This window comes from Amycolatopsis orientalis DSM 40040 = KCTC 9412 (genome assembly GCF_000478275.1).
GTDB lineage: Bacteria > Actinomycetota > Actinomycetes > Mycobacteriales > Pseudonocardiaceae > Amycolatopsis > Amycolatopsis orientalis.
In genome coordinates this window covers 499,376-526,148 of record NZ_ASJB01000015.1, presented here as the reverse complement: position 1 = coordinate 526,148, position 26,773 = coordinate 499,376, and the positions used below count along the sequence as shown (strand labels likewise).

26 protein-coding genes and 3 pseudogenes are annotated in these 26,773 nt (G+C 69.6%); 12 read left to right on the top strand and 17 right to left on the bottom strand.

Annotated elements, in window-relative coordinates; genetic code table 11:
- From L324_RS04925 to shbA, 3 genes are all read right to left on the bottom strand, one after another.
- Positions 1-602 (bottom strand): DUF222 domain-containing protein (locus L324_RS04925; protein ID WP_328286131.1); only part of this gene is annotated, 602 nt, incomplete at its 3' end.
- On the bottom strand, positions 490-882 hold the full coding sequence (locus tag L324_RS43960) for a hypothetical protein (protein ID WP_328286132.1): 393 nt from the start codon (positions 880-882) through the stop codon (positions 490-492). The genes L324_RS43960 and L324_RS04925, both read right to left, overlap by 113 nt.
- 116 nt (positions 883-998) lie before the next feature.
- A complete protein-coding gene (gene shbA / locus L324_RS43955) occupies positions 999-2,177 on the bottom strand; it encodes an RNA polymerase sigma factor ShbA (protein ID WP_152546681.1) in 1,179 nt (392 codons plus the stop codon).
- Positions 2,178-2,366: 189 nt separating this feature from the next.
- Here shbA and L324_RS04915 point away from each other — a divergent pair, with 189 nt between their 5' ends.
- Entirely contained in the window at positions 2,367-2,618 is a 252-nt protein-coding gene (locus tag L324_RS04915) for a WhiB family transcriptional regulator (RefSeq protein WP_037304411.1), read from the top strand.
- 99 nt (positions 2,619-2,717) lie between these two features.
- Here L324_RS04915 and L324_RS04910 read toward each other — a convergent pair whose 3' ends face one another.
- Together L324_RS04910 and L324_RS04905 are read right to left on the bottom strand one after the other, a co-directional pair.
- Positions 2,718-4,241, bottom strand: coding sequence for an MDR family MFS transporter (locus tag L324_RS04910; RefSeq protein ID WP_152546694.1), 1,524 nt, complete (start codon positions 4,239-4,241; stop codon positions 2,718-2,720).
- Between the two features lie 88 nt (positions 4,242-4,329).
- Positions 4,330-4,956, bottom strand: a complete 627-nt coding sequence (locus L324_RS04905; RefSeq protein WP_037304407.1) for a TetR/AcrR family transcriptional regulator — start codon at positions 4,954-4,956, stop codon at positions 4,330-4,332.
- Positions 4,957-5,056: 100 nt separating this feature from the next.
- Here L324_RS04905 and dprE2 point away from each other — a divergent pair, with 100 nt between their 5' ends.
- The 3 genes from dprE2 (at position 5,057) to L324_RS04890 (ending at position 8,646) form a co-directional block, all read left to right on the top strand.
- Positions 5,057-5,800: a decaprenylphospho-beta-D-erythro-pentofuranosid-2-ulose 2-reductase gene (dprE2, locus tag L324_RS04900; protein WP_037304405.1), complete on the top strand. Its 744-nt coding sequence runs from the start codon at positions 5,057-5,059 to the stop codon at positions 5,798-5,800.
- A 176-nt stretch (positions 5,801-5,976) separates the two neighbouring features.
- Positions 5,977-7,170: an LCP family protein gene (locus tag L324_RS04895; RefSeq protein WP_037304403.1), complete on the top strand. Its 1,194-nt coding sequence runs from the start codon at positions 5,977-5,979 to the stop codon at positions 7,168-7,170.
- Between the two features lie 63 nt (positions 7,171-7,233).
- Positions 7,234-8,646, top strand: coding sequence for a neutral zinc metallopeptidase (locus L324_RS04890; protein ID WP_037304402.1), 1,413 nt, complete (start codon positions 7,234-7,236; stop codon positions 8,644-8,646).
- A gap of 156 nt (positions 8,647-8,802) precedes the next feature.
- On the opposite strand, the gene L324_RS04885 is transcribed toward L324_RS04890, so the two are convergent.
- From L324_RS04885 to L324_RS04840, 9 genes and pseudogenes are all read right to left on the bottom strand, one after another.
- Positions 8,803-9,996, bottom strand: a complete 1,194-nt coding sequence (locus L324_RS04885; RefSeq protein ID WP_037304401.1) for an acyl-CoA dehydrogenase family protein — start codon at positions 9,994-9,996, stop codon at positions 8,803-8,805.
- Between the two features lies 1 nt (position 9,997).
- Positions 9,998-10,927, bottom strand: coding sequence for a 3-hydroxyacyl-CoA dehydrogenase NAD-binding domain-containing protein (locus tag L324_RS04880; protein ID WP_037304399.1), 930 nt, complete (start codon positions 10,925-10,927; stop codon positions 9,998-10,000).
- Positions 10,924-11,547 (bottom strand): annotated as a pseudogene (locus L324_RS04875) (acetoacetate decarboxylase); the annotation flags it as partial. The gene L324_RS04880 and the pseudogene L324_RS04875, both read right to left, overlap by 4 nt.
- Positions 11,546-12,682 (bottom strand): annotated as a pseudogene (locus L324_RS41310) (CaiB/BaiF CoA transferase family protein); the annotation flags it as partial. The pseudogenes L324_RS04875 and L324_RS41310, both read right to left, overlap by 2 nt.
- Before the next feature lie 129 nt (positions 12,683-12,811).
- Positions 12,812-13,720, bottom strand: a complete 909-nt coding sequence (locus L324_RS04855) for a LysR family transcriptional regulator (RefSeq protein WP_037304392.1) — start codon at positions 13,718-13,720, stop codon at positions 12,812-12,814.
- A gap of 4 nt (positions 13,721-13,724) precedes the next feature.
- The gene (locus L324_RS04850) at positions 13,725-15,080 is read right to left on the bottom strand and encodes a HAMP domain-containing sensor histidine kinase (protein ID WP_037304390.1); all 1,356 of its coding nucleotides are present in this window, start codon (positions 15,078-15,080) and stop codon (positions 13,725-13,727) included.
- Positions 15,077-15,766: a response regulator gene (locus L324_RS04845; RefSeq protein WP_037304388.1), complete on the bottom strand. Its 690-nt coding sequence runs from the start codon at positions 15,764-15,766 to the stop codon at positions 15,077-15,079. The genes L324_RS04850 and L324_RS04845 overlap by 4 nt, the downstream gene beginning before the upstream one ends.
- A 12-nt stretch (positions 15,767-15,778) precedes the next feature.
- Positions 15,779-15,943, bottom strand: a complete 165-nt coding sequence (locus tag L324_RS43035) for a hypothetical protein (protein WP_162835849.1) — start codon at positions 15,941-15,943, stop codon at positions 15,779-15,781.
- A complete protein-coding gene (locus tag L324_RS04840; protein ID WP_037304387.1) occupies positions 15,940-16,311 on the bottom strand; it encodes a hypothetical protein in 372 nt (123 codons plus the stop codon). Before L324_RS04840 ends, L324_RS43035 begins: the two co-directional genes overlap by 4 nt.
- A 73-nt stretch (positions 16,312-16,384) precedes the next feature.
- On the opposite strand from L324_RS04840, the gene L324_RS04835 reads away from it, so the two are divergent.
- The 3 genes from L324_RS04835 (at position 16,385) to L324_RS04825 (ending at position 19,292) form a co-directional block, all read left to right on the top strand.
- Positions 16,385-18,172: a CocE/NonD family hydrolase gene (locus L324_RS04835; protein WP_037304386.1), complete on the top strand. Its 1,788-nt coding sequence runs from the start codon at positions 16,385-16,387 to the stop codon at positions 18,170-18,172.
- Between the two features lie 140 nt (positions 18,173-18,312).
- Positions 18,313-18,894 (top strand): TetR/AcrR family transcriptional regulator, encoded by a 582-nt coding sequence (locus L324_RS04830; protein WP_037304385.1) that lies wholly within the window; start codon positions 18,313-18,315, stop codon positions 18,892-18,894.
- A 35-nt stretch (positions 18,895-18,929) separates the two neighbouring features.
- Positions 18,930-19,292: a winged helix-turn-helix transcriptional regulator gene (locus tag L324_RS04825; RefSeq protein WP_037304384.1), complete on the top strand. Its 363-nt coding sequence runs from the start codon at positions 18,930-18,932 to the stop codon at positions 19,290-19,292.
- On the opposite strand, the gene L324_RS04820 is transcribed toward L324_RS04825, so the two are convergent.
- Together L324_RS04820 and L324_RS04815 are read right to left on the bottom strand one after the other, a co-directional pair.
- Positions 19,282-19,932, bottom strand: a complete 651-nt coding sequence (locus L324_RS04820) for a response regulator transcription factor (protein ID WP_037304383.1) — start codon at positions 19,930-19,932, stop codon at positions 19,282-19,284. The two genes, L324_RS04825 and L324_RS04820, sit on opposite strands and share 11 nt — an antisense overlap.
- Positions 19,933-19,934: 2 nt before the next feature.
- Positions 19,935-21,137, bottom strand: a pseudogene (locus tag L324_RS04815) (sensor histidine kinase); the annotation flags it as partial.
- 137 nt (positions 21,138-21,274) lie between these two features.
- On the opposite strand from L324_RS04815, the gene L324_RS04810 reads away from it, so the two are divergent.
- Positions 21,275-22,600: an ArnT family glycosyltransferase gene (locus tag L324_RS04810; protein ID WP_037304504.1), complete on the top strand. Its 1,326-nt coding sequence runs from the start codon at positions 21,275-21,277 to the stop codon at positions 22,598-22,600.
- A 2-nt stretch (positions 22,601-22,602) separates the two neighbouring features.
- Positions 22,603-23,256 (top strand): GOLPH3/VPS74 family protein, encoded by a 654-nt coding sequence (locus L324_RS04805; RefSeq protein ID WP_037304381.1) that lies wholly within the window; start codon positions 22,603-22,605, stop codon positions 23,254-23,256.
- On the opposite strand, the gene L324_RS04800 is transcribed toward L324_RS04805, so the two are convergent.
- Positions 23,239-23,889, bottom strand: coding sequence for a TetR/AcrR family transcriptional regulator (locus L324_RS04800; RefSeq protein ID WP_051173620.1), 651 nt, complete (start codon positions 23,887-23,889; stop codon positions 23,239-23,241). The two genes, L324_RS04805 and L324_RS04800, sit on opposite strands and share 18 nt — an antisense overlap.
- A gap of 25 nt (positions 23,890-23,914) precedes the next feature.
- On the opposite strand from L324_RS04800, the gene L324_RS04795 reads away from it, so the two are divergent.
- Genes L324_RS04795 through L324_RS04785 form a run of 3 tightly spaced genes read left to right on the top strand, consistent with a single transcriptional unit; the run spans position 23,915 to position 26,765 of the window.
- Positions 23,915-24,457 (top strand): PH domain-containing protein, encoded by a 543-nt coding sequence (locus tag L324_RS04795; RefSeq protein ID WP_051173619.1) that lies wholly within the window; start codon positions 23,915-23,917, stop codon positions 24,455-24,457.
- Entirely contained in the window at positions 24,454-25,959 is a 1,506-nt protein-coding gene (locus L324_RS04790; RefSeq protein WP_037304378.1) for a PH domain-containing protein, read from the top strand. Before L324_RS04795 ends, L324_RS04790 begins: the two co-directional genes overlap by 4 nt.
- Before the next feature lie 44 nt (positions 25,960-26,003).
- On the top strand, positions 26,004-26,765 hold the full coding sequence (locus tag L324_RS04785) for an isocitrate lyase/PEP mutase family protein (RefSeq protein WP_037304377.1): 762 nt from the start codon (positions 26,004-26,006) through the stop codon (positions 26,763-26,765).
- Positions 26,766-26,773: the final 8 nt, after the last annotated feature.

Genomic DNA, 26,773 nt, shown 5'->3' with positions numbered 1-26,773 from the left:
GCGAGGATGCGGGCATCGGTCGCGCTGATCGGCCCGACCAGATCCAAGTGTGCCTCACCAAGATCGTTGATCAAATCCTCATACGACATGGTGACGAGGATGTGAGTGGCTTCCCCGGCTTGCCCGGGGAGATTCCGACTCGTCGTCTTGAGACGCACATAGTCGGTGAAGGCGTCGCCGTAGCGTTCGTCCTGGGTGCGGGAGTCGCGGACCCCGTCGATGGCTTTGTGGGGTTTGGACATGGGGTCGAGGTCGGATTTCAGGCGTGCGTAGGTTTCCAGGTCGAGGGTGGCTTTGAGGCCGAGGGTGCCGTCGCGGTGTTTGACGAACCGCAACTCCGGCCGCACATCCTTCGGATCCTCGTTCCGAGGCTCCTTCCCGCCCGGATCCAGCTCGTCCAAGAGCCGTCGCCCAGCCCGGGCGATCTGCCGGGGACCCGCCCGGCGAGCCAGATCGACCAGGATCTTCTCCCCACCCCGCACCTCCTCCTCAGGAACCATGGACGGGATGCGGGCGAGGGTGCGGATGATCGCGTCGACCTGACCGCCCCCGATCGTGCCCTCCGCCGCGGCGTCCGCGGTCGAGCGGCGGTACGACCTCACCACCCACCACCACGTTGGGATGCAACGCCAGCACCCGATCAGCACGAGCACCGGCTTCCTTGTCCGTCACCAGGAAGTCCTCAAAAACCATCGCCGCCAACGTCGAATGACCACTACAGCCACGAACACCCCGGTTATTGATTTCCGCCAGAATCGCATTCTGCTCCGCATCCAACCGACGCTTCAGCACTTCCAATTCCTGCTTACGGGCATGCAGCGTCGCCGTATCGGCACGCCACCACTCGGCGCGTGTCGTCTCGGGTCTGTTATCGCTGGCCACGACCTCAACGCTACCCGCACTCGAACACCTGTGCTATAGCATATTCAGACTACAGTGCTGGCCGAAGAAGTCGCAAAGGCCATCGCACTTAGTCGACTAAATGCGAGAAGCGGCATTCACGAGTCCTCGGTGAGGATCTTCCGGAGTCGTGTCAGAGCGCGGTGCTGGGCCACGCGCACAGCGCCCGCGGTCGAACCGACCACGCCGGCGGTCTCCTCCGCGGACAGCCCGACGACGATGCGCAGGACGACGATCTCCCGCTGCTTGTCCGGCAGGATCCGCAGCAGCTCACCCATCCGATCGCTCAGTTCGTTGTGCAGGGCGTGCTGTTCCGGACCGGCGGAATCCGAGACGCCGTCGGGGACTTCGGCGACGGGTTCGGAGCGGTTGCGGGCGGCGGCACGGCGGGCGTCGGCGACCTTGTGCTGGGCGATGCCGTAGACGAACGCGAGGAACGGCCGCCCTCGTTCGCGGTAGGTGGGCAGCGCGCGCAGGATCGCCACGCAGACCTCCTGCGCGACGTCGTCCGCGGAGGCGTACGTCCGTTCCTGTCTGCCGATCCGCGCCCTGCAGTACCGGATCACGAGCGGGCGGACGGTGGTCAGCAGATGGTCCAGCGCGCGCTGGTCGCCTCGGCCCGCGGCCTCGACCGGCCCGTCGAGGGAGTACCAGTGTGACGGCGTCACCTGCTCCGGCTCGGCCTCCGCCGGGGAGCCCGGTTCCACCAGGGCGAGTTCCCGGATCATCGCGCGGTTCTTGATCCGGGACAGGGTGTCCTCGACGTCGAGGCCGACCCGCAGTGCGTCGACGAAGGCGACGTTGGTGTTGTCCAGGTGGGTGACGAACTCGGGATCGTGCTCCTCCAGGCGGCCGCGCGCGTGGCGCAGTGTCGCGCTGACGGCTTCGTCCGCTATGCCGAGCACGCCGGCGATCTCCCTCGTGGTGAAGCCGTCCAGCGCCCACGCCATGCCGAGTTGCTGGCGTTTCGGGAGCCTTCCGAGCATGGTCAGGACGGCCGAGGCCTCGTCGGCGAGGACGGTGAGCTTGTCCTCCCGGCCCGCGTCGGTGAAGGCCCAGTCCGCCCGGACGGCGGTCTGCTCCTTCGCCCGCCGGTAACCGACGCGGCGGACCCAGGACTTCGGATGGGTGATGGTCCGCCAGTCCTCGTAGGCGTTGAGCATCGCTTCCGCCGCCGCGTCCCGCGCCGGGTCCAGTGCGAACCCCGTCTTGCACAAAAAGCCGGTGAGCAGCGGAAAGTCGGCGCGGAAGAACTCGTCGAACTCGTCGTGTCCCATCACCCGCACTCACCGCTCTCAGCCGCCGGACGCGAATGCCCTCGAAGGACAGGTGCACTGAGCGGGCCGCTGAGTGTAACGATTCGGTCAAGGTGATGTTTGCGCCGCGTACCCGGGCGGATACCCGGTTTCGGACGGAAGTCGTTTGACGGGGAAGGGAAAATCGAAGGAAAAGGAGGTGATAGGAAAATGGAAATGAGGATGGCGGGTGCCCTCACCGAGGCCGCTTGCCGCGGTGAGGATCCCGAACTGTTCTTTCCGGTCACCGAAACCGGTCCTGGCGCACGGCAGGTGGCCAGGGCGAAGGCCGTCTGCGCGCGGTGCCCGGTCACTTCGGCCTGTCTGGCCTTCGCCTTGGACAACGGGCTCGCCCATGGTGTTTTCGGTGGGCTGACGAGCAGCGAACGGCGTCGCCCGATTCGCGTTCGCAGCGCGGCCTGAATCCAGTCGACAGCGCAACCGAATTTCCCGATGGGGTTTCGTGCGCGAAAAAAGAGAGGGGCCCGGTGCGGTGAACCGGGCCCCTCTCTCGTGATGACGTCAGACGACGGCGTCGGCCGCGGTCTCCTCGGCCAGCCGCTCGTTCCCCGACTGGGTCTTCAGCGGCTTGTGCTTGAGGAAGGCGACCGCGACGACGACCAGCAGCGCGATCGGCGCGCTGATCAGGAACAACTCGCTGGTCGCCTCGCCGTAGGCCTCGCGGACGACGGTCGCCACCGGCTCGGGCAGCGTGGCGATGTTCGGCACCGCGCCGCCTTCACCGCCGCCGGGCAGGGGCCCGAGCTGGTCCGTGATCAGCGCGGTGACCCGGTTCGCGAGCACCGCGCCCAGCGCGCTGACGCCGATCGAGCCGCCGAGACTGCGGAAGAACGACAGCGTGGAGGTCGCCGTCCCGAGGTCGTGCGCGTCGACGTCGTTCTGTGACACCAGGACGAGGTTCTGCATCAGCATGCCGACGCCGACCCCGAGTACCACCATGAACGCGCTGAGCACGACGAGGTTCGTGTGCGCGTCGAGCGTCCCCAGCAGGGCGAGACCCGCGGTCATCAGCACCGAGCCGAGCAGCAGATGGCTCTTCCACCTGCCGGTCCGGCTGATCAGCTGGCCCGAGACCGTCGAAGAGACGAGGAGACCGAAGATCATCGGCAGGCTCAGCAGCCCGGCCACCGTCGGCGACTTGCCGAGCGACAACTGGAAGTACTGCGAGAGGAACACCGTCCCGCCGAACATCGCGACACCGACGAGGAAGCTCGCGAGGGTGGTCAGGGTGACCGTGTGGTTGCGGAACAGCCCCAGCGGCAGGATCGGCTCGGCCACCTTCGACTCGACGTAGACGGCGAGGGCGAGGATGACCACGCCGGCGGTCACCAGGCCGACCGTCCACCACGAGCCCCACGCGAACTGGTGCCCGGCCAGCGAGGACCAGACCAGCAGCGTCGAGACACCGGCCATGATCAGGAACGCGCCGAGGTAGTCGACCTTCACCTCACGCCGGATCGTCGGCAGGTTCAGGGTGCGCTGCAGCAGCAGGATCGCCGCGATCGCGAACGGGACGCCGAGGAAGAAGCACCAGCGCCAGCCGAGCCACGAGGTGTCCACCATGACGCCGCCGATCAGCGGGCCCGCGATGGTCCCGACGGCGAACACGGCGCCGAAGATCCCCGAGTACTTGCCGAGTTCCCGCGGCGAGACGATGGCGGCCATGATCACCTGAGCGAGCGCGGTGAGCCCGCCCGCGCCGATGCCCTGCGCGACCCGGCTGCCGATCAGGAGCTCGATGTTGCCCGCGAACCCCGCGACCAGCGAACCGACCACGAACAACCCGAGCGAGAGCTGGATCAGCAGCTTCTTGTTGTACAGATCGGAAAGCTTGCCCCAGAGCGGGACCGTCGCGGTCATCGCGAGCAGTTCGGTGGTGACCACCCAGGTGTAGGAGGACTGCGAGCCGCCCAGTTCGGAAACGATGCGCGGCAACGCGTTCGCGACCACCGTCGAGGCGAGGATGGCGACGAACATGCCCATCATCAGCCCCGACATCGCTTCGAGGACCTGCTTGCGGTCCATCGAGCCCGGTGGCGAATCCGGTTCCCGTGGTTCGGTCATGGCTGCGGACATGGTCGTCCCCCTTCGTGTTCTTGTGGTGCCGGGCGGGTCAGCGCGCGCGGCGGCCGGGCTCGGGCAGCCCGGCGAGAAGCATTTCGACGGCGTCGTCCAGCAGATCGGTGGCGGAGATCCGGCCGTCGTGCTGGTACCAGAGCATGAGTACGGCGTTGACCGCGCCGCCGAGCGCGGACAGCAGCAGCGCCGGGTACAGATCGGCCTTGGGATCCACGCCGGTGCGGCGCGCGATCGCCTCGACCATCGGTGCGATGGTGTCGTGGTTCATGGCCACCGCGCGGGAATGCAGGGTGGCGTTCTCCTGAATGGCCTTCATCCGGCCGAGCCACTCTTCGCGGTTCTCGTCGACGTGGGAGAAGTCCTCCATGATCGCTTCGATCAGGGCGCGGGGAGTGCTGACTTCCTTCGGTGTGGCAAGGAACTTCTCGATGGTGCGCCGCGTCCGCTCGGCGCTGTCGGCGTGCGCGATGACGACAGCGTCCTCTTTGGACGCGAAGTAGTTGAAGAAGGTGCGGGGCGAGACCCCCGCCGCCGCGCTGATGTCCTCGACCGTCACCTGGTCCAGACCGCGTTCGGCGACGAGCCGGACGGCGGTGGTCGCCAGCGCGCGGTGGGTTTCCAGCCGCTTGCGCTCGCGGAGTCCTTTGACGGGTTCGGGCATGGGTACCACGATACGGCTAAAGATGCAGAAACTGCAAAATTGCAGTTTGTGAATCGTGCCACTGGCGAACGGCCGCGCCGCGCCTGGCAGACTGCGGCGGGTGAGCGGAACGGTGCTGGTACTGGGCGGACGCAGCGAGATCGGCCTCGCGGTCGCCGAACGGCTCGTCAAGGGCGGCGGGCGCAAGATCGTGCTGGCCGCGCGGCGGAGCGCGGACCTCGGGGCGGAGTCCGCGCGGCTGCTGGCCGCGGGGGCGGAGACGGTCGACGCGGTCGAGTTCGACGCCGACGACCTCGCCGGGCACGGTCCCTTCCTGGAGAAGGTCGTCGCGGAGCACGGGCCGCTCGACGTCGTCGTCACCGCTTTCGGGATCCTCGGCGACCAGGCGCGCGCCGAAGCGGACGCCGCGCACGCCGTCGCGATCGTGCACACCGACTACGTGGCTCATGTGAGTGTGCTGACGCAAGTGGCCACTGTGCTTCGTGAGCAAGGAAGCGGAAGCCTCGTGGTGTTCTCGTCGGTCGCCGGGGTGCGGGTCCGCCGGGCGAACTACGTCTACGGATCGGCCAAGGCCGGCCTCGACGGTTTCGCGAGCGGCCTCGCCGACGCCCTGCACGGCACCGGGGTGCACCTCCTGCTCGTCCGGCCCGGCTTCGTGATCGGCCGGATGACGGAAGGGATGGCCCCCGCGCCGTTCTCGAGCACTCCCGATCAGGTCGCCGACGCGACGGTCGCCGCGCTCCGCAAACGCCGGGGTACGGTGTGGGTGCCGGGACTGCTGAGGCTGGTGTTCGCGGTGATGCGCGTGGTGCCACGGGCGATCTGGCGACGGATGCCGCGCTAGTTCTAGCGCAGCGCGGTCGATCCGGCACGCGGTGTCGCGATCGGCTGTCCGCTTGATCACTTTCGCTGGTCCGAACGGGCTTTAAGACTCGTTCATGACACATTTCTCAGGTATTTCCCAGCTAACGCGGTGATCCTCGAGCACGGGGGATCATTCACGGAAGCGGGGAGAGGGTCGTGCTGCTCACGTCGCGAGGACGGCGGATCGGCGGCCGCGTCGCACTGGGCCTGGTGTCGACGGTCGTACTGGGGGTCACGGGGTACGCGTGGACCCAGTTGAGCCGTCTGGACGGCGCGATCGTCACGGCCGACGTGATCGCGCCGTCGGCCCAGGTGCCCGACGGACCGCCGGGCGAACCGCTGCGGGTGGCGCAGAACATCCTGCTCGTCGGCATCGACTCGCGGACCGACTCCAACGGGAACCCGTTGCCGCAGAACGTACTCGACGCGTTGCACGCCGGGAGCGGGGACGACGGCGGCGACACCACCGACACCATGATCGTGGTCCACATCCCGGCGGGCGGGGCCGCGGCGACCGCCATCTCCATCCCGCGCGATTCCTATGTGGACATCGCGGGCGGATTCGGCAAGCACAAGATCAATTCGGCGTACAGCCGCGGCAAGAACGCCGCGATGAACTCCCTGCGCGCGCAGGGGCTGAGCGGTCCGCAGCTGGAGGTCAAGGCCAACGAGGCGGGCGCCAAGCTCACCATCCAGACGATCGAGCAGTTCACCGGGCTGTCCATCAACCACTACGCCGCCGTCAACCTCGCCGGGTTCTCGTCGCTGAGCGAAGCGGTCGGCGGTGTCGAGGTCTGTCTCAAGGAACCGGTGCAGGACAAGTTCTCCGGCGCTTCGTTCCCGGCCGGGAAGCAGACGCTTTCCGGACCGCAGGCGCTCGCCTTCGTGCGGCAGCGGCACGGGTTGCCCAGCGACCTCGACCGCATCGCGCGGCAGCAAGCGTTCCTTTCGAGTATGGCCAAGACCGTCCTGGGTGCCGGGACGTTCACCGATCCCACTCGGCTGAGCGCGCTGGTCGGCGCGATCCAGGGCTCGGTCGTCCTCGACCGCGGCTGGGACGTGCTGAGCTTCGCGCAACAGCTGCGGGGGATGAGCGCGGGAGCGCTGAAGTTCCAGACGATCCCGGTACAGAGCCTTTCCCTGCCGACGCCTTCCGACGGCGACGCGGTGAAGGTGGATCCGGCCGAGGTGAAGGCGTTCGTGCAGGCGACGCTGACGTCGACGAGCGTCGCGGCGGTGGGGAAGCCGACGAGCGGCATCGGGGTCAAGCCGGTGGCGGCCACTTCCTCGGTGTCCGCCCCGCCGAGTTCTTCGTCCGCTTCCACGCCGCCGGACGGCTGCGTGAACTGACGTCGCATTCAGAGGACTAAACGCGCTGAACCGCGGCGCCCCGCCGGCCGTGTCGATGATGTGATGACGCGTCGATCCGGCTGGGCGATCCTGGTGAGCCTGGCCCTCTGCCTCACCGGGTGCGCCACGACCGTCCGGGGAGCGGCACAACCGGTGGATCCCACCCGGGTCGCCGGGCTCGCGATCACCGACGGGCCCAGCGGGCTCAAACCCGGGGTCCTCGACGCCGCCCTGCCGGTCGACGGCGAGGACGGCGGCGAGATCGACAGGCTCGCGGCCAACGCCGTCGCCGACGTCCAGCAGTACTGGCGTGAGCAGCTGCCCGCGGTCTTCAACCGCGAGTTCCGGCCGCTGACCACCCTCGCCTCGTACGATTCCGCCGGCCGCGGCCGCGTGCTCTGCGGAGCCTCCACGGCGGGGCTGGTCAACGCGTTCTACTGCGCCACCGACGACGTCGTCGCGTGGGACCGCGGTGAACTGCTGCCGATGCTCAACGACTCCATCGGCCAGGCCGCGGTCATGGCCGTGCTCGCGCACGAGATCGGCCACGCCGTCCAGTTCCGGCTCGGCCTTCCGGGCGCCACCCCGTCGATCGTCAAGGAACAGCAGGCGGACTGCTACACCGGGGCGTATCTCCGCTGGGTCGCCGAAGGGAAGTCGCCGATGTTCCAGGTGTCCACCGGGCGCGGGCTCAACGAGGTGCTCACCGCGTTGTTCCAGATCCGGGACTCCGCCGGCGTGGCCTTCGACGACGACGGCGCGCACGGCAACGCGTTCGACCGGGTCTCGGCGTTCCAGTTCGGCTTCACCGACGGGCCCGCGCGCTGCGCGAAGATCGACGAGCGGGAGATCGAAGGCCGCAGCACCCAGGGCGGTTTCGGCTCGGCCGCGGCGAACGAGCGGGCGGCGGCGGAGAACGTCCGCCTCGACGACCGTGCGGCACTGGCCGACCTCGCCACCAGTCTCCGGCAGGCGTTCCGGCTCGCGGCCACTCCGCCGACGCTCACGACCGGCGCCGCGTGCGGTGTGACGGCGGAGGACGCGCTCGCGTCGTACTGCTCGGAGTCCAACCAGATCAACCTCGACCTCGAGGGCTTGGTGCGGATCGGCACTCCGCCGCGTCGAGGGCGACAGGGCGGCATCGGTGACTTCGCCGCGTTCGCCGAGGTCGCGTCGCGCTACACCCTCGCCGTCCAGCAGGAGGGCGGGTTCCGGCTCGACGGCCCGGTGGCCGCGCAGCGCACGGCGTGTCTCACCGGATTCTGGGCGTCGACCATTGTGGACGGTCGGCGCGGATCGCTCACGTTGGCGCCGGGCGATCTCGACGAGGCCATCGCCGAGATGCTGACCCGGAACAGCCTGATCGCGGCGGACGTCCGGGGCCGGACGCTCCCGGCGGGCTTCGCCAGGGTCGCCGCCTTCCGGGACGGCTTCTCCTCCGGCGACCGGGAGACCTGCGGCAAGAAATACCGCTAGCGCGGGCGGCGGCGGGGGGCGGGGGCTGAAGGGCGCTTTCCCCGCATGTGATGCGACGAAAGCGCCCTTCACCGCATGCGATGCGGGTAAAGCGTCCTTCACCCCGGTCTTGAGATAAGTACCGGCGGAGTCGGCCTTCACGCGCAAGGCGTCAGGTCACACGAAGGCGCTTTGGCCGGTGATGGCCTTCCCGACGATCAGCGTGTTCATCTCCCGCGTGCCCTCGAACGAGTAGATCGCCTCGGCATCGGTGAAGAACCGCATGATGTCGTTGTCCAGCACGATCCCGTTGCCGCCGAAGATCTCGCGGCCCCAGGCGACGACCTCCCGCATCCGCGAGGTCACGAACGCCTTGGCCAGCGACGAGTGCTCGTCCTTGAAGATCCCGGCGTCCTGCAGCCTCGCGAGCTGCACCAGCATGCCCCACGACGCCGTGATGTTGCCGAGGCTCTTCACCAGCAGGTCCTGCACCAGCTGGAACCGCGCGATCGGACGGCCGAACTGCTCGCGCTTCTTGGCGTAGTCCAGCGCCAGCTCGTAGGCGCCGATCATCACGCCCAGCGCCTGCCACGCCACGCCGCCGCGGGTCGCGCGCAGGATCTCCGCGACGTCGCGGAAGGAGTTGATGCCCTGCAGCCGGTTGGCCTCCGGCACCCGGACGTCGGTCAGCGTGATCTCCGCGTTCTCCACGATCCGGAAGGCGAACTTGTTCTCGATCTTGACCGGGACGAACCCGGGCGAGTCCTTCTCGACCACGAAACCCTTGACGTGGTTGTCATCCACGTCGCGGGCCCACACGATCACCAGGTCGGCGAAGGTCGCGTTGCCGATCCACTTCTTGGCACCGTTCAGGATCCAGGTGTCGCCGTCCCGCTTGGCCGTGGTGCGCATGCCGCCCGCGACGTCGGAACCACCGAGCGGCTCGGTCATCGCGAACGCGCCGATCTTGTCCATCGCCGCCATCGACGGGAGCCAGCGGTCGCGCTGCTCCTGGTCGCCGCCGGAGTAGATGCTGTACATCGCGAGTCCGTTGTGGACACCGAAGAACGTTGCCACGGAGGGATCCGTGCGGGTCATCTCCATCGCCATCATGCCGCTGAGCAGGTGACTGGTGGCGGGCAGGTGCTCGCCGTAGCCTTCGTACGGCAGCCCGGCGAGGCCGAGTTCGCGGAACTTGCCGACGAGTTCGTGCGGGAACTCGCCCTTGGCCCAGTATTCGTTCACGAGCGGCTTGACCTCGGTGCGCATGAAGTCGCGGGCCTTGAGCAGCAGCTTGCGCTCCTCGTCCGGCAGCAGCGCTTCGTAGTCGTAGAAGTCGGCGGTCAGCTGCTCTTCGAGTGTGCTGGTCATCTCAGTTCTCCTCCCTGGTGGCACTGTCCAAAGCGGACAGCACCGCGAGCTGCTTGCGGTCGCGCGCCTCGGCGAGTTCCGAGTACGTGGAGGAGCCGTAAGCGGATTCCACGGCTTCGATGAGCCGTTCCTGTTCTTCCTGGTTCTGCGAGGGCTGGCCGAGGCCCGCCCACATCTGCTTCATCGACTTGCCGATGTGCTCGGCCATGTGCCGGTAGCCGCCGGGGCCGCCGCCCAGATGCGAGCCGAGGAACGGCCCGACGGTCGACCAGCGGATGCCGAGCGAGTTCGTCATCACGGTGTCCAATTCGGACGGTGACACGACGCCCTGTTCCACCAGGTAGATCGCTTCGCGGCTCAGCGCGTTCTGCAGCCGGTTGCCGACGAAGCCGGGGATCTCCTTGCGCTCCACCACCGGGGTGCGGCCGACGAACCGGTAGAACTCGACGGCGCGGTCCACCGACTCGGTGCTGGTGCGCTCACCGGGGACGACCTCGACCAGCGGGATCAGGTGCGGCGGGTTGAACGGGTGCCCGATCAGGACGCGGGACGCGTCGTCGAGGTCCGCCGCGAACGCCGTCGAAGGGATCGCCGACGACGAGCTGAGCAGCAGCGCGTGCGATGGCGCCTCGCGGACCAGGGTCGCGAACAGGTCCTGTTTGAACTCGACGTTCTCGGGTCCGTTTTCCTGCACGACATCCGCGTGCCGGACGGCTTCCGCCACGTCGGTGGCGAGGTGGACGCGAGGGGCGAGGTCCGCGGCGTCCCGGCCGAGATGCGGGGCGAACGTCTCCAGTGCGCCGGCGACGGCGTCGGCGAGATCCGGCCGCGGGTCCGAGACCCAGACCTCCATGTCGTGCGCGGCGAACAACGCCGTCCACGACAGGCCGATCGTTCCCGCGCCGATCACCGCGGCTGTCCGGAAAGTCATGACTGTACTCCCTTCAAGTAGTCGAAGACCGGCTTGACCGGGGCGAGCGTCAGGTCGGTGAGGATGTGGCTCGCCGAAACGACCTCCAGCACGGGGAGATCGGCGAGCGGCGCCAGGACGTGCTGGAACAGTTGCAGCCGTGCGGGGCCCGTCCACGCGTCCTTGACCACCACGTCGGTGATCTCGGTGCGGACCAGTTCGAAGACCCGCGGCGAACCGTCGTAGTCCGGGATGATCTTGAGCATGAACGTCGGCACGGTGATCTGTGCTTCGGCCTCGCGGACGTCCAGCCGGTGGTGCTGGTAGCCCATGGTCGCGGTCGCGACCCGCTGGCTGCCGTAGTCGAGTGTCCCGACGAGCGCGCCGTCCTCGGCGAAGAGTTTCGGCGAACCGATGGTCTTCGGGTAGGCGCTGATCTCGCGGCCGGAGGCGGTGGCCGGGAAGTTGTCGAGGTACATCGCGTGCAGGTACTCGCCACGCTCGCCCTCGAAGCTCACCGGGATCGCCTGGCCGGACTCGGTGTAGGGCCCGTATCCGCTGACGTCGCCCATCTTCATCACCTCGAACCGCACCAGCGGCTCGTCGATTTCCAAGGGCTCCGGGACGACGGCGCGCAGGGCGCAGGACGGCTTCGGTGTCCTGACCCGGCAGGGGAGCCAGGCGCCGGACGGAGCCGGGGGTCCGGGAGAACTTCACCGGGATGCCGATGGTGCGGATCGAGCCCTCGCTCGGGTGCTCGACGACGTCGAGCAGGTGGCCGTCGCGGACGTATTCGTCGTCCTGCGCGGTGTCCAGTTCCAGCACCGGCGCCATCGGGATGCTGTGCTTCGCGCAGACCTCGGTCCACTCTTCGGTGGTCAGCGCCGGGGCGCATTCGGCGATCAGCTCGGCCAGTGCCTCGTGGTCGGCGCCGTCGATCGCGTCACCGTTGACTCGCGGGTCCTCGGCCAGTTCCGGCCGCCCGGCGGCGTGGAAGAAGTCGCGGAAGTTCTGCGGGTTGTAGGGGATCACGCAGGCCATGCCGTCCTTGGTGTGCACGGCCTTGTGCCCGGGGTTCATCGACGGGCCGAAACCGGTCGAGCCCTCCGCGGGCTCGAACGAGTGCCCGGCCAGGTGCTCGACGAGGTTGAACGCGATCAGCGTGTCGGTCATCGGGATCTCGATCCGCTGGCCCTCGCCGGTCTTGTCGCGGTGCACCAGCGCCGCGAGGACGGTGTAGGCGATGGTCAGGGAGGAGACCTTGTCGCCGATGATGGTCGGCAGGTAGACCGGCTTGCCCAGCGCGCGGTTCGCGACGTCGACCAGGCCGGAAGCGGCCTGCACGGTCTCGTCGTAGGCGGCGTTGCCCGCGCGGTCGGAGTCGCTGCGGAAGCCCTGCGCGTGGGCGTAGACGAGGCGGGGGTTCCGCGCGGCGACGTCGGCGTAGTTCATGCCGAGCCTGCTCAGCGCACCCGGGCGCATGTTCGTGATCAGCACGTCGGCGGTGTCGATCAGCTTGAGCGCCTGCTCGCGCTGCTCCTCGTCCTTCAGGTTGAGGGCGACACTGCGCTTGTTGCGGTTCACGTTCAGGTTGAGCGCCGTCATGCCCGGCGTCGTCCGGAACTTGCCGACCCGCACGGTGTCGGCCGGGGACTCGATCTTGATCACGTCGGCGCCGAGGTCGCCGAGGATCTGCGCGGCGTACGGGCCCATGACCACCGTCGAAAGGTCGATCACGCGAACGCCGTCCAGCGGTCCGGTAGCGGTCTGAGTCATTTTGCTTCCCTTCGCCGTTGTTCGCTCTACAACCGAAGTTAGGCGCGAATAGCGATAAAGGGAATGATCAAGAAAAGCGGAATGGTATGACCGGAGCGGTCATACCATTCTTTTGTCCGGATTGAGGGGTTATGTCGAAAGCGGTTCGGCGAAGACCTCGCGGACCCCGTCCACGAGGTCGGCGAGGTCGCCCTCCTCCGCGCGGTCCCGTCGCCACACCAGGGCGGTCTCCAGCCGGGGCTGGAAATCCGCGAACGGCAGGATGGTGGCGCCGTCGACGAGGAACAGATGCATCGGGCTGGCCGGATCGAGCATCGTGATCGAGAACGACGATCCGTTCGCCACCAATTCTGAGATACCCGAATATTCGGCGCCGTCGACTTTGAGCCTTTTCTTGATTCCGGCGTTCGACAATGTGCGATCCATGTCGTCGGAATAGGCGGGAATGCTTTCCGACGCGGACGGAATGTAGGACAGGTCACTCAGTTCGGCGATGTTCACCGTGTCCCGTCCGGCGAACCGGCCGGCGGGCACGACCGCGCCGAGCCGCTCCACCTGCACCGGGATCATCTCCAGCGCGGGATCGGTCACCGGCATCCGGACCAGCGACAACGCGAGCTTTCCCTCGTGGACCGCGGCGACGAGATCGGGTGTCGTCCCGGGCCAGCGTTTGAGTTCGAACCGGTCGTGACAGCGTTCTTCGAGTTGTTTGACCCGTTCACGCAGGGCCGGGTGCACACCACCGGGTATCCCGATGAACACGGTGCTCCGCCGCGGTTTCACCGCTTCCTGCAGCCGCCAGGGAATCGCGTTGACCTGTTCGAGGACGTCGCGGGCGATCGGCAGCAGCGCGGAGCCCGCCGCGGTGAGCGTGACGTGATGCGTGCTGCGGTCGAACAGTTTGTGGCCGAGTTCGTGTTCGAGGTCCTTGATGCGCTGGCTCAGCGGGGAGGCGGCCATGTGCAGCTTTCTGGCCGCCTGGGAGAAGTTCAGTTCCTCGGCGACGGCCACGAAATACCGCAGGTGCAACATCTCCACGTGCTCACCCTAGCCGGAAAGCGACGGTGAACGCGGCTCCGCCCTCGGGCGCCGGACCGGCGGTCAGCGTCCCGCCCATGCGCGTGACCAGGCCATGGGCCAGCGCGAGCCCGATCCCCGAACCGACCGGACGGCAATCGCGGTACCGCTTGTTCAGCACACCGCGGTCGAACGCGACCGGGTAGTCCTCCGGCGCCAGGCCCGGCCCGCCGTCGCGGACCGCCAGCCGCGCCTGGCCCTCGGCGGCGACCAGGGAGAACACGATCGGGGCACCCGCCGGGGTCACGCGCAGGGCGTTCTCGGCGAGCCCGTCCACGACTTGGCGAAGCCGCCGCGGATCGGCGATGACGGGGACCTCGCCGGGCGGCCGCTCGACCAGCAGCGTGACGTCCTGCCGGGTACAGCGCAGCCGCCAGACGTCGGCGCATTCCTCGACCAGCGCGGCGAGATCGAGCCGCGCGGGATCGAGCCGGAACTCGTCGGCGCCGAGTCTCGCCAGCTCCAGCAGGTCGCTGACCAGGCGTTCCAGTCGCGCGGCCTCACGATGGATGGTCTGCCCCGCGCGGCGCGCGTCCTCGCCCTCGGCCACGCCGTCGCCGATCGCCTCGGCGAATCCGGTGACGGCGGTCAGTGGGGTCCGCAGTTCGTGCGACACCGAAAGCAGGAACTCGCGTTGCCGCGCCTCGCTGTACTGGAGCGCGTCGGCCAGTTCGTTGACCGACTTCGCCACGTCCGCGACCTCGGACGGCCCTTCGACCGGAACGCGCAGGTCACGGCGTCCGGAGCGCATCCCGTTCGCCACCGACGCGGCCCGGCGCAGTGGCCGCGACAGCATCCGGCTCAGCACGAGACCCGCGATCGCGGCGACGGCCAGCCCGGCGCCGAGGGCGAGCACGATGTTCCGCACCAGCGGCCGTCCTTGGGCCTCGCCGGTCCTGGTGGACTGGACGAGCGCGAACGCGGCCCCTCTCGCGCCGACCGTGCGAACCTCGACGAGGTACTGCTGTCCGTCGACGACCACCGTGTCCGACCCAGGGCGCGTGAGTCCCGCCTTGGCTGCGGCGCTCGCGGCGACCGTCCCGCCGCCGTCGAGTGTCCCGTTCGGACGGCGCACGACGACGTCGATCCCCTGGCCTCGCACGACTTCCGCGACCTTGCCCACGCCGAGCCGGTTGCCGATGCCGGTGTCGTCGAGCTGGCTCGCGACCACGTCGGCCTGCGCCGACAGCGATTGCCGGAGCACGTCGATCCCGGCGGTGCGGATCAGCCGGGCCGCGACCAGCCCGGCCACCACCACCGCGACCGCGGCGATCGCCAGGCACACCACGGTGATCCGCAGCGCGAGCGAGGTCCGCCTCATCCGGCGTCCGCCGCGTAGCCGATGCCGCGGACCGTCCTGATCGGACTGTGACCGCCCAGCTTCCCGCGTAGCTGGGCGATATGGACGTCGACGGTCCGCGTGCCCGCCGACGCCGCGTAGCCCCAGACGGAACTGAGCAGCTGCTCGCGGCTGAACACCTGACCGGGCCGCCGCACCAGATGCGTGAGCAGGTCGAACTCGGTGGACGTCAGCGCTATTTCGGTGTCGGCGGCCCAGACGCGGCGCTGGGTGACGTCGACGCGGACCGCTCCCGCCGCGTACGTCTCGGCGGGCGGCGCGGCCCCGGCGGCGCGGCGCAGCACCGTCCGCACCCTGGCGGAGAGCTCACGCGGGCTGAACGGTTTCGTCAGATAGTCGTCCGCGCCGATCTCCAGCCCCAGCAGGCGGTCCAGTTCGTCGTCGCGGGCGGTGACGAACAGCACCGGCGTCCAGTCGCCGTCCGCGCGCAACGTCCGGCAGATCTCGATACCGTCCATTCCGGACAGTCCGATGTCGAGCACGATCGCGACCGGGCGGAGCCGCCGGATCGTGGCCAGCGCCGCCCCGCCGTCCGCCTCGACCTGGACGCCGAACCCGTCCCGCCGCAGGTACAGCGAGGCGAGTTCGGCGATCGCGGGGTCGTCCTCGACGACCAGTACCAGCCCGCGTCCCGGTTGTGTCGTCACCGCCCGATCCTGTCACGGGGCCGGATCGCCGGCCATGTCCTGGTCGATCGAATCGAGGGTGCGCTGGACGTCGCTCAGTTCGCCCGGCGCCGGGCTCGAAGCCGGTTTCTCGTTGGTGCACGCGGCCGCGCCGAACAGCGCGAACGCGGCCAGCGCCGTGATCAGGAGACGTTTCACTTGCCCGCCTTGCAGTGCGCGCCAGCGAAGGCGTCCAGCTTCTGCTTCGCCGCGGCGAGTTCGGGAAGTCGCCCGCTGCGCTTGTCGGCCCGCTTCTGGAGCCTGTCGGCCGTGTCGTTGTGCCCCTTCTTGCGCTGGTCCTCCGCCCTGGCCTTGAGATTCGCGACCGAACCACGGATCTCGGGGCCGCCGTTGATGCGGTCGGTGAGCTTCGCGGTGCGCTCGGTGAGCTTGGGCAGCCATTCGGTACAGAGCTGCTGGGACTCTTCGGGACTCAGGGTGATCGGGTTCGTCTGGGCCGAAGCGGCCGGGGCGAGGGCGATGAGGCCGGCCGCGGTGAGGCAGGCGGCGATGGTCTGTTTCAGCATGGGAAGAGCGTCGCGCGGGCGGATACGGGGAATGTGGGGGTCATGTTCGGGTTTTGTAAGCGATACTCGGCCGATGGGGCTGAAGACTTCGACCGTCACCGTGGTGGCGGCGCTGCTGTTCACCGCCGCACCGGCCATCGCGTCACCACCCGCGTTCGTTCTTCGGGACGGGGTCAGCGAGCCGGTGTTCTCCTACGAGAAGGCCGTCCGGGAGACGGCCTGGGTGGAGACCGGCCAGGATCTCGACCGTGACGGGCTGACCGACCGGGTCGCCGCCGACATCATCCGGCCGTCGGAACTCCCCGCGCGGATCCCGGTGATCATGGACGTGAGCCCGTACTTCGAGAAGGTCGGCCGCGGCAACGAGCGCCAGCCCAAGACCTATCTGCCCGACGGCACGCCGTCGGGGTTCCCGCTCTTCTACGACAACTACTTCGTGCCCCGCGGCTACGCCGTCGTGCTGGTCGACGTCGGGGGCACCAACCGCTCGTCCGGGTGCTTCGACGACGTCGCGTCCGGCAACGCGGTCGTGAACTGGCTCAACGGGCGCGCGAACGCGTTCCGGACGCCGTTCGGGCCGGAGCGGGTCCGCGCGGACTGGGCGAGCGGGTCGGTCGGCGCGATCGGGAAGTCGCAGGACGGGGCGACGGCGATCGGGATGGCGGCGTCCGGGATCGACGGCCTGAAGACCATCGTGCCGATCGCCGGGGTCAGCTCGTACTACGAGGTGCACAACGGGAACGGCGCGTACTTCGGCTGGGCGGGCGGACCGGGCTTCTACAACGAACGTGCCGCGAAGCTGTGCCGGCCGTTCGAGGAGGACAACGCGCGGCGTGCGGGCACGGACGGGAACTTCAACGAATACTGGCGCGGGCTCGACTACGTCGCGAAGACCGGGAAGGTCCGCGCGAGCGTTTTCGCGTCGATGGGCTTCCACGATCTCAACGTCAACCCGATCCAGTTCGGACCGTGGTGGGAGGCGCTGAACTCCGCCGGCGTGCCGCGCAAGGCGTGGCTGCACCAGGCGGCGCACGTCGACCCGTTCGACCTCGACCGGTCGCTGTTCGTGCGGACGCTGCACCGCTGGTTCGACCGGTGGCTGCTCGGGGTCCGCAACGGCGTCGAGACCGAACCCGCGATCCGGATCGAGCACAGCCCGGACCGGTGGTCCGACGAACGCCGCTGGCCACCTGTCTCGCGGTCGCGCACGTTGTGGCCTTCGGCGGCGGGCGGGCTGGGGAAGCACCCTTCGCCGGGCGCGGTTTCGGTGACCGAAGATCCGGCGCGCGGGGCGTCCCAGTGGGTGGAGAACCCGGCAGAGCCCAGCCCTGACCGCGTCGTCTTCGCGGATGAGGCCGTGCGTGCCGACACCCGTGTCGCCGGGACCCCCACGGTGACGGTGACCGCCCGTTCCGACAAACCCAGCGCGCGGCTCGGGGCGGTGCTGGTCGACTACGGCCCCTCGACCGTGCGGAACACTCGGTTCCCCGCGCTGGGCACCAAGAACCTGACGAGCCGGTCCTGCTGGGGCGCGGGCACGGCCGGGGACACCGGATGTTTCCTCGACACTGTCGCGGACCTGACCACGACCGACACCCGGATCGTGGCGACCGGCTGGGCGGACCTCGGTCACCACCGGTCGCTGTGGCGGGGTGAGCCGCTGGAGCCGGGGAAGGCGTACACGATGACGTTCCGGTTGAGCAGCCTCGACCACGTCGTCCCGGCCGGGCACCGGCTGGCGCTCGTCCTGGGCGGGACCGACGCGGACATGTTCGACCCGGCATTGCCCGCGCCCGGCGCCCAGGTGACCTTCGACCTGGCCGGGACTTCGCTCTCGGTGCCCGTCACCCCTCGCATTTAGTCCTCTGGATGCGGCACCGGGTAGGGCTGGGGCGCGCGAGACCCCGCATCCAGAGGACGAAATGCGGGGTCTCGCCGGGTGCCCCATAAAGTAGGCGCATGGCAGCCCCACGACGTACGCAGGAGGAACGCAGCGCCGCGATGCGCGTCAGGCTGCTCGACGCCACGATCGACTGCCTCGTCGAGTACGGCTACGCGGGCACCACGACCACCCGCGTCGCGGATCTCGCCGGGGTGACCCGCGGCGCGCAGGTGCACCACTTCCCGACCAAGGCCGACCTCGTCACCTCCGCCATCCGGCATCTCGCCGCGAAACGCACCGAGGTCGCGATGGCGGAGATCGACCGGCTCAAGGCGTCGGCCGACCCGGTCGGCGACGCGCTGCAGCTGATGTGGGAGATGCACCAGGGCCCGGTCTTCTCGGCGACCGTCGAGCTGTGGGTGGCCTCGCGCACCGACCCGGAACTGCGCGCGCAGATGGCGGTGGTCGAGCCGATCGCGACGAGCAGCCTGGTCGAGTTCGGCAAGGCGCTGCTGCCGGACCATTCGGCGCATCCGGAGTTCCTGCACGCGGTGTACACGGCGATGGACGTCGTCCGCGGCATCCTCATCGCCAGCTGGGCGACCCGGGACCAGGCCGAACTCGAGGCGCGCTGGGAACGCGGCCGCCGTCACCTCATCCTGCTGTTCGAGGCGCTCATGCAGCCCAGCCCCTCTCGCTAGGCGTGTTACTCTCCCCAGGAGAGTGAGGAGGTCACGTGCTCGGAAACCCGTACGATCCCGACTGCCCCACCCGTGCGCTGCTCGACCGCATCGGCGACCAGTGGACCGTGCTGATCGTCGGCGTGCTCGGCGACGGCCCGCTCCGGTTCACCGAAATCGGCAAACGCGTGCGCGGCATCTCGCAGAAGGTCCTCACCCAGACACTGCGCAGCCTCGTCCGCGACGGCATCCTCACCCGCACCGCGTATCCGGAGATCCCGCCGCACGTCGAGTACGAGCTGACCGCGCTCGGCCGCAATCTGGCCGAACCACTCGACATGCTCGACAAATGGGCCCGCGTGCACATGGGCGAGGTCCTCGACGCCCGCAAGAACTACGACGGCCAGCTCAGCGCTTGACCAGCCCGGCCTCGTGCGCCAGCAGCCCCGCCTGGGTCCGGTTCGCGCAGTCCAGTTTGACCAGCATCCGCGACACGTAACTCTTCACCGTCGCCTCGGCCAGATGCAGCCGCGCCGCGATGTCCGCATTGGACAGTCCCTCGCCGAGGCAGGCGAGGACGTCGGTTTCCCGCTCGGTCAGCCCCTCGGTCTTCCGCCGCGCGTCGTCGCCGCGACGCCGTCCGTCGGCGGACATCGCCACCAGCCGCCGCGCGGCCACGGGAGACAGCACCGTATGCCCGTCGGCGGCGACGCGGACCAGGCCGATGAGGTCCTCCGGCGGCGTCGACTTCACCAGGAACCCGGCCGCGCCCGCCCGCAGCGCGCGGAGGACGTAGGTGTCCGCGTCGAACGTCGTCAGCGCGACGACGGCGGGCGGCTCCGGGAGTTTCGCGATCCGCTCGATGGCGGTCAGCCCGTCGACACCGGGCATCCGCAGGTCCATCAGCACCACCCGCGGCCGGTGCCGGACGACGGCTTCGACGGCCTCGGCGCCGTCCTGGGCCTGCGCCACTACCTCGATGTCGGCCGCGGAACCGAGGATCGTCCGCAGATGCGCGCACACCATCGGTTCGTCGTCGACGACGACCACCCGGATCACGCATCTCCTTCCGCCGTCGGGACGTAGGCGGGCAGTATCGCATCGACGCGGTACCCGCCGCCCGTGATCGGCCCCGCGCCGAACCGGCCGCCGATCAGCTCGACGCGTTGCCGCAGCCCGGCCAGACCGGCGCCGGATCCGCTGTCCGCCAGCGCGGGATCGGCCGGTGCCCCCGCCCGCGTGTTCTCCACGGCGATGTCCAGGCCGTCCGCGTGATAGCGCAGCCCGACGGTCGCCGTCGAGCCCGGCGCGTGCTTGCGGATGTTCGTCAGCGCCTCCTGCACGACGCGGTACGCCGTCCGCGCGACGGTGGGGGAGATCCGCCCGGGATCACCGTGCACGGTCAGCTCGGTGGGGATGCCCACCGACCTCGATTCCGCGACCAGCGTCGCCGGATCGCCCGCCGTAGCGTCGGTGAGGGTGCGCGGCCCGGCGTTCGCGCCGTTGCGCAGCACCCCGACGAGGTCGCGCAGTTCGTCCAGCGCCAGCGCGCCTTCACGCCGGATGTCCTCGGCGGAGGTCCGCACCGCCTCGTCGGCCGAGACGACGCCGAGCGCCCCGGCGTGCAGCACCATCAGGCTCAGCCGGTGGGTGACGACATCGTGCATCTCCTCGGCCAGTTTCCGCCGCTCCTCGGCGCGGGCGCGTTCGGCGAGCAGATGCTGCTCGCGTTCGGCGCGTTCGGCCCGGTCCCGCAACGAGCGCAGCAACTGGCGCCGCGCCTCGAAGTACAGCGAGATCGTGGTGGGCAGCGCCGTGCCCAGCAGCCCGAACGGCGTGGTGTTCCAGTGCGCGTCCCACGGCCTCGACGCGCAGAGGACCAGGATCGCGGTCAGCCACAGCAGCGTCCGCCGGTCCATCAGGCGTGCCAGCTGGCTGAGCACGACCGGGGTGATCGTCGGGACGGTCATCAACGTCAACTGCCGCTCCGGCACCAGCAGCCCCGGGGAGAACAGGTCGGAGGCGAGCATCAGCAGCGCGCCGGCCAGGACCAGGCCCGCGACCAGCCGGGGGAACCGGAACAGCAGGAGCAATGAGAGATCGAGCAGTACCTGCAGGGTGACCCCCGCGGCGGGCCCCGCCCAGCCGGTCGTCGGCTCGCCGAACACGTACAGGGCGATGTCCAGGCCGGTGAACGCGAGCGCCGCCAGCGCGAGCCACCAGGTGTCGCCCGGTCCGGGCCGGAACGGCCTGCTTTTCTCCACCGGATCACGGTAGCCAGCCCGAAGCGGTGCCGCCCGGCATCGGCGACCAAGGGCTGAGGGAACCGCAACTTTCGTCTATCCGGCGACCCTCCTTCCCCGGTTTCGGGGACTGTGCCTTCTCGGGTGGAGTGGAGATCATGAGTGACGCGACCCTGACAGTCCGAACAGGACAGGAGCGGGAGACGGTCTTCGCCCGCCGTCCGGTGTTCGTCATCGCCGCGCTGGCCGGAGCCGTGCTGCTGGCCACGAGCGGCCGGTACGCGCACGGTTTCGACGAGCTGTACTTCCTGATGGCGGGCCGGGACCACCTGGCGTGGGGCTACTTCGACCAGCCACCGCTGATCCCGGCGCTGGCCGGGGCGATGGACTCGCTGTTCCCCGGGTCGCTGGTGGCGCTGCGCCTGCCGATGGCGCTGGCGGCGGCGGGCGGGGTGCTGGTCACCGCGCTGATCGCCAGGGAACTGGGCGGCGGCCGCGGCGCGCAGGTGCTCGCGGCCGGGTTCTACGCGATGTCCGGGGTGATCATCGTCAGCCACTGGATCGGCACCTACGTCCTCGATCCGTTCCTGTGGACGGTGATCGTCTGGCTCGTCGTGCGCTGGGTGCGCACCCGCCGCGACGGGCTGCTGGTCTGGGCGGGCGTGGTGACCGCGCTCTCCCTGCAGACCAAGTTCCTCATCCCCGCCTTCTGGGTGCTCGCCCTGCTCGGCGCGCTCGTCTTCGGGCCGAGGGACCTCGTGCGGCGCCCGAAACTGTGGCTGGGCGCGGGAATCGCCGTCGCCGCGACCGTCCCGACCCTGCTCTGGCAGGCGGCGAACGGCTGGCCGTACCTGAAGATGAACGACGTCGTGGCCGCGGAGTTCCCCGGCACCTGGGTCTTCCTCCGCGACGGGTTCCTGATGGCGGGCGTCGGCGCGGGCGTGCTCGCGTTCGTTTACGGACTCGTCCGGCTGCTTTCGGCACGAGACCTTCGCGGCTATCGCTTCCTGGGGGTAGCGATAGCCGCGCTCATCGTCGCGTTCTTGGTGCTGCACGGGCGTTCCTACTACCTGATGAGTGTTTTCGCGCTGCCGTTCGCAGCCGCCGCGACGGGATTCACGCGGCACGTTCCCCGGTGGCGGTGGGTGGCGTGGCCGGTGATGGTGCTTTCGGCGGCGGTCACCGTCGCGGGCCTGCCGATCTATCCGGCGAACATGACGCGGACGTCCTTCGGCCCGATCGCGCTGGGCAGTTCCTTCGCCGGCGGCGAGCTGCCGCAACAAGAACTGGTGAAGGCGATCGGCGAGACCTACGCGGCGCTGCCGCCGGAGACCGCGGACAGCGTGCTGTTCGCGGGGTTCGATCCGGAACTGCTCAAGCCGTACTTCGCCGAGGTGACCCCGGTGGTGGAAGGACTGCTGTGGCGCTACGACGGCAGACGGGGTTCATGGGACGAGATCTGGCCGCAGCTGGAGAGGCATTGAAGATGACCGAACTTTCCTTACCCGCCAAGGCGTATCTGCTCGCCTGCGACGTCGCCAAGGGCAGGCTGCGGGACAGGCACCGCGCGGGCCTGCTGATCCGCGGTGCCGCGCTGACCGATCTCGTGGTGCGCGGACGCGTGGCCGACGCCGACGGCCTGGCCGTGGCTTCCGGCACGGGGCCGACCGGGGACCTCGTCCTCGACGAGCTGCTCACCGAAATCGCGGGGGAGAGCCCCCGCAAGTGGAAATGGTGGGTGCGCAGGGACGCGCGGGGCACGCTGGAGTCGGTGGAGTCCCAGCTCGACGCGGCGGGCGTGATCGAGCTGAAGACCGGCCGGGTACTCGGCCTGTTCCCCTCACGCCGTCCGCTCGTGCGGGATCCCGCCCTCGTCGACCGGTTGCGCGCCGCTGTCGACCAGGCGTTGCGCGGGCCCTTGCCGGTGTCCGATGTGGACACGGGCGACGCCGCCCTCACCGCGCTGGTGGCCGCCGTCGAACTCCGTGACGTCGTTTCCGGCCGGGACAGGCGCCGCCACAAGGACCGGATCGAGGCGCTGACCGAACGCGGCGGGAGCGCCGTTCCCGCGCTGCGGAAGCTGTTCCGGGAGCTGCGCGCGGTGCGGGCATCGGCCGCGTCCTCATCCGGCGGGAGCTGAGCCGAACAGCCGGTCGAGGTAATAGTCCACAGTGGACATGGCCTCGTCCGGCGTCCGGTGCTTCAGCACGATGTTGGTGCCCTGGGAATCGGCGAGTGCCCAGAGGATCGCCGCTTCGTGCTCCGGGTCGGCCGACTTGTCGACATCGCCCGCCTCCTGTCCTTGCCGGATCAGGACCGCGAACAGTTCGAACAGCTGCGGAACGCCTTCGGTGTAGGCGGCCGCGAACGAGGGATCGGAGATCGCGCGGATGAGGAACGCGACACCCATCAGCCAGTCGCCGCGGCGGCGCTCGTCCAGCGGCAGGATCTCGGCCATGATGGCGCGGAAGATGGCCTTGGGGGCCGGAGGCAGTTCGCCCGCTTGCAGCCGGGCCTTGAGGCGCTCTTCGTACACCTGGGAGCGGCGTTCGACGGCGAACAGCAGCATCTCGTCCTTGGTCTTGAAGTAGTGCTGTACCAAGCCCATCGACATGCCCGCTTCGGCGGCGACGTGCCGGAGACTGACCCCTTCGAGGCCGCGCGTGGCCGTCAGCCGCGTGAGTGCCTCGGCGATCTCCGCGCGCCGTGCGGCGTGATCCACCTGCTTCGGCAACCTGCACCGTCCGTTCCGCCGTTTGCAATGCGATCGCATTGCCACTAATCTTCAAACTATTGCAATGCGATCGCATTGTAAACGATCGTCGGGGGTGAACTCGGTGGAAGCCGATCGGGGGAAGGTGCGGCTGAGGCCGCCACGGAACGCGCTGGACCGGCGGGTCGTGGGGTGGTGGCGGCTGCAGGGCACGCTGTTCTGGGGCGCGCCGGTGCTGGTCCTGGTGCTGCTCGGGCTGCTCATCGCGCCCGCGCGCACCTGGCTGCTGGCGCCCGCGGTGGTGTTCGCGGTGCTGGGCCTGGTCTGGGTGGTCGCGATGCCGGTGTGGTGGTTCAAGGTCCACCGCTGGGAGGTCACCGAGACGGCGGTGTACACACGTTCGGGGTTCTTCTGGCAGGAATGGCGCGTCGCGCCGATGTCGCGGATCCAGACCGTGGACACCCTGCGCGGCCCGCTGCAGCAGCTGTTCAAGCTCGCGACCGTCACGGTCACGACGGCGTCCGCGCGGGGCGCGGTCAAGATCCGGGGGCTCGACCACGAACTGGCCGCGAGCCTGGCCGAGCAGCTCACCGAGACGACACAGGCGACGCCGGGGGACGCGACATGACCTCGGCCGAATTCGAAGGCTGGAACACGCTCGACAAACGGACACTCGCCGTCACGGCCCTGACCCTCGCGGGAGCGGCCGTCGGCGCCGCGATCCCGGCCGTGGCCGCGTTCGTCGGCGGCGGCGCGAGGTTCGGTGTCGCGCTCGCCTGGGTGGTGGCCGGCGGGGTGGTGCTCGTCGGCGGTGGCGTGCTGCTGGATCTGTTCCACTGGAAGGCGGTGCGGTACCGGGTCACGCCCGACCGGCTGGAGCTGGCGTTCACCCTGGTCTTCCGCTCGCGGAAATCCCTGCAGCGCGAACGGATCCGCAACGTCGACCTGACGGCCAACCCGCTGCAGCGGGTGTTCGGCGTCGCGGTGGTGACCATCGGCACCGGCTCGCACGAATCGGGCGGACAGGGCAGGCTCAAACTCAACCCCGTCTCCCGCGCCGAGGCCGAGCGGTTGCGCGCGGAACTCTTGCGCCGCACCGAGATCGCGGAGACCGACGAGCACGCACCGCTCGCCGCGCTGGACCCGGGCTGGATCCGCTACGCGCCGATGTCGTTCCTGACCCCGGCGCTGGGGCTCGCCGCGGGCGGCGGGCTCATGCAGCTCTCCGACTGGGTGGGGTTCCAGAAGGGCCTGATCGACTGGGTACTCGACCTGTTCCTCGGGATCCCACTGGTGCTGGTGATCCTGATCCTGCTGGTGATCGCGATGGTCGCCGGCGTGGTCGGCGCGCTGGGCCTGTGGGTCGAGATGTGGTGGAACTACCGGCTCGACCGCGAACCCGGCGGCACGCTGCGGGTGCGCCGCGGACTGTTCACCACCCGCTCCATCTCGATCGAGGAACGCCGCCTGCGCGGCATCGACCTCGTCGAACCGCTCGGGAACCGGATCTCCGGCGCGGCGCGCGTCGACGCGATCGCCACCGGTATGCGGCAGAGCGACGACGGCGACAAGACCGACTACCACACGCTCCTGCCCGCCGCCCCGGTCGCGACGGCCAACCGGATCGCCGCGGCCGTGCTGCGCGAGCCCGTCTCGCCGACCGAAGCCGTCCGGCTCACCGGCCATCCGCGTGCCGCGCGGGGACGGCTGCTGCGCTGGTGGATCGGTTCGGTGGTGGCGCTGCTGGCGGTCTTCGCGATCCTCGGCCTCCTGCTGACCGGCGTCCTGCTGGTGATCGGCGCCGCGCTCGGCGTCGTGCTGCTGCCGGTGTCGGTGCTGCTGGCGCTGGACGCCTACCGCAACCTCGGGCACGGGATCACCGGCCGCTACCTCGTCGGACGGCACGGGACCGTGCGGCGCAGCACCTTCGCCCTGGAGCGGGACGGCGTGATCGGCTGGACGGTGAAGCAGTCGATCTTCCAGCGGCGCAAGGGATTGCTGACCGTCGTCGCGACCACGGCCGCCGGCGCGGGGGCGTACTCGGTGTACGACGCGGGGGAGGAGCAGGGCCTGCTGTTCGCCGAGGAGTCTGTGCCGGAACTGCTGACTCCGTTCCTGGAACGGGCCTGACGTTTCGGCCGCCGCCGAAACGTCCGCTGGCTACCGTCGGGGGCATGACCGCATTCGCCGCGTTGCACGTCCCCGGTTCCCCGCTGCTCCTGCCGAACGTCTGGGAGTTCGGCGCGGCCGCCTTCCTGGCCGCGCAAGGCTTCCCGGCCCTCGGCACGACGAGCCTCGGGGTCTCGGCCGCGGAGGGCGAGCCGGACGGCGCCCCGTCCTCCCGGGACGCCACCGTCCGGCTGGCCGCCCGCTTGACCGGGCTGGACACGCTGATCAGCGTCGACGTCGCCGACGGCTTCAGCGACGACCCCGGTGAGGTGGGCGCGCTCGCCGCGGAACTCGCCGAAGCGGGCGTCGCGGGCATCAACCTCGAAGACGCCCTGGGCGACCCCGCACGGCACGCGGCCAAGATCGCGGCGGCGAAAGAACGTGCGCCCGGACTGTTCGTCAACGCGCGGACCGACACGCATTGGCTGGGGGAGTCCGACATCGAGGCCGCGATCGGCCGCTGCGAGTCCTATGTGGACGCCGGGGCCGACGGCGTGTTCGTGCCGGGTCTCGCCGCACCCGCGGACGTCGAGCGGCTGGTCGAGGCCGCCGGGGTACCGGTGAACCTGCTGTTCCTCCCTGGCCGGGTCACCGTCGCGGGGCTTGCCGGACTCGGCGTCGCGCGGATCAGCCTCGGTTCCCTGCCGTACCGGATGGCGCTGGCCGCCACGCTGCGCACGGTGGAGGCCGTCCGCGACGGCGGCGAACTCCCGCTGACCCCGCCGTCCTATGACGACGTCGTGAGGCTGCTCCCCGATTTTCACTAATCTCGAAG

What these genes read in the sequence shown, in the direction of transcription:
- shbA (WP_152546681.1), bottom strand. Translation starts at nt 2,177, where the DNA reads ATGGGACACGACGAGTTCGACGAGTTCTTCCGCGCCGACTTTCCGCTG.
- L324_RS04915 (WP_037304411.1), top strand. Translation starts at nt 2,367, where the DNA reads ATGGAAATGAGGATGGCGGGTGCCCTCACCGAGGCCGCTTGCCGCGGT.
- L324_RS04910 (WP_152546694.1), bottom strand. Translation starts at nt 4,241, where the DNA reads ATGGACCGCAAGCAGGTCCTCGAAGCGATGTCGGGGCTGATGATGGGC.
- L324_RS04905 (WP_037304407.1), bottom strand. Translation starts at nt 4,956, where the DNA reads ATGCCCGAACCCGTCAAAGGACTCCGCGAGCGCAAGCGGCTGGAAACC.
- L324_RS04890 (WP_037304402.1), top strand. Translation starts at nt 7,234, where the DNA reads ATGACGCGTCGATCCGGCTGGGCGATCCTGGTGAGCCTGGCCCTCTGC.
- L324_RS04885 (WP_037304401.1), bottom strand. Translation starts at nt 9,996, where the DNA reads ATGACCAGCACACTCGAAGAGCAGCTGACCGCCGACTTCTACGACTAC.
- L324_RS04880 (WP_037304399.1), bottom strand. Translation starts at nt 10,927, where the DNA reads ATGACTTTCCGGACAGCCGCGGTGATCGGCGCGGGAACGATCGGCCTG.
- L324_RS04850 (WP_037304390.1), bottom strand. Translation starts at nt 15,080, where the DNA reads ATGAGGCGGACCTCGCTCGCGCTGCGGATCACCGTGGTGTGCCTGGCG.
- L324_RS04840 (WP_037304387.1), bottom strand. Translation starts at nt 16,311, where the DNA reads ATGCTGAAACAGACCATCGCCGCCTGCCTCACCGCGGCCGGCCTCATC.
- L324_RS04835 (WP_037304386.1), top strand. Translation starts at nt 16,385, where the DNA reads ATGGGGCTGAAGACTTCGACCGTCACCGTGGTGGCGGCGCTGCTGTTC.
- L324_RS04830 (WP_037304385.1), top strand. Translation starts at nt 18,313, where the DNA reads ATGCGCGTCAGGCTGCTCGACGCCACGATCGACTGCCTCGTCGAGTAC.
- L324_RS04810 (WP_037304504.1), top strand. Translation starts at nt 21,275, where the DNA reads ATGAGTGACGCGACCCTGACAGTCCGAACAGGACAGGAGCGGGAGACG.
- L324_RS04805 (WP_037304381.1), top strand. Translation starts at nt 22,603, where the DNA reads ATGACCGAACTTTCCTTACCCGCCAAGGCGTATCTGCTCGCCTGCGAC.
- L324_RS04800 (WP_051173620.1), bottom strand. Translation starts at nt 23,889, where the DNA reads ATGCGATCGCATTGCAAACGGCGGAACGGACGGTGCAGGTTGCCGAAG.
- L324_RS04795 (WP_051173619.1), top strand. Translation starts at nt 23,915, where the DNA reads ATGCGATCGCATTGTAAACGATCGTCGGGGGTGAACTCGGTGGAAGCC.
- L324_RS04790 (WP_037304378.1), top strand. Translation starts at nt 24,454, where the DNA reads ATGACCTCGGCCGAATTCGAAGGCTGGAACACGCTCGACAAACGGACA.
- L324_RS04785 (WP_037304377.1), top strand. Translation starts at nt 26,004, where the DNA reads ATGACCGCATTCGCCGCGTTGCACGTCCCCGGTTCCCCGCTGCTCCTG.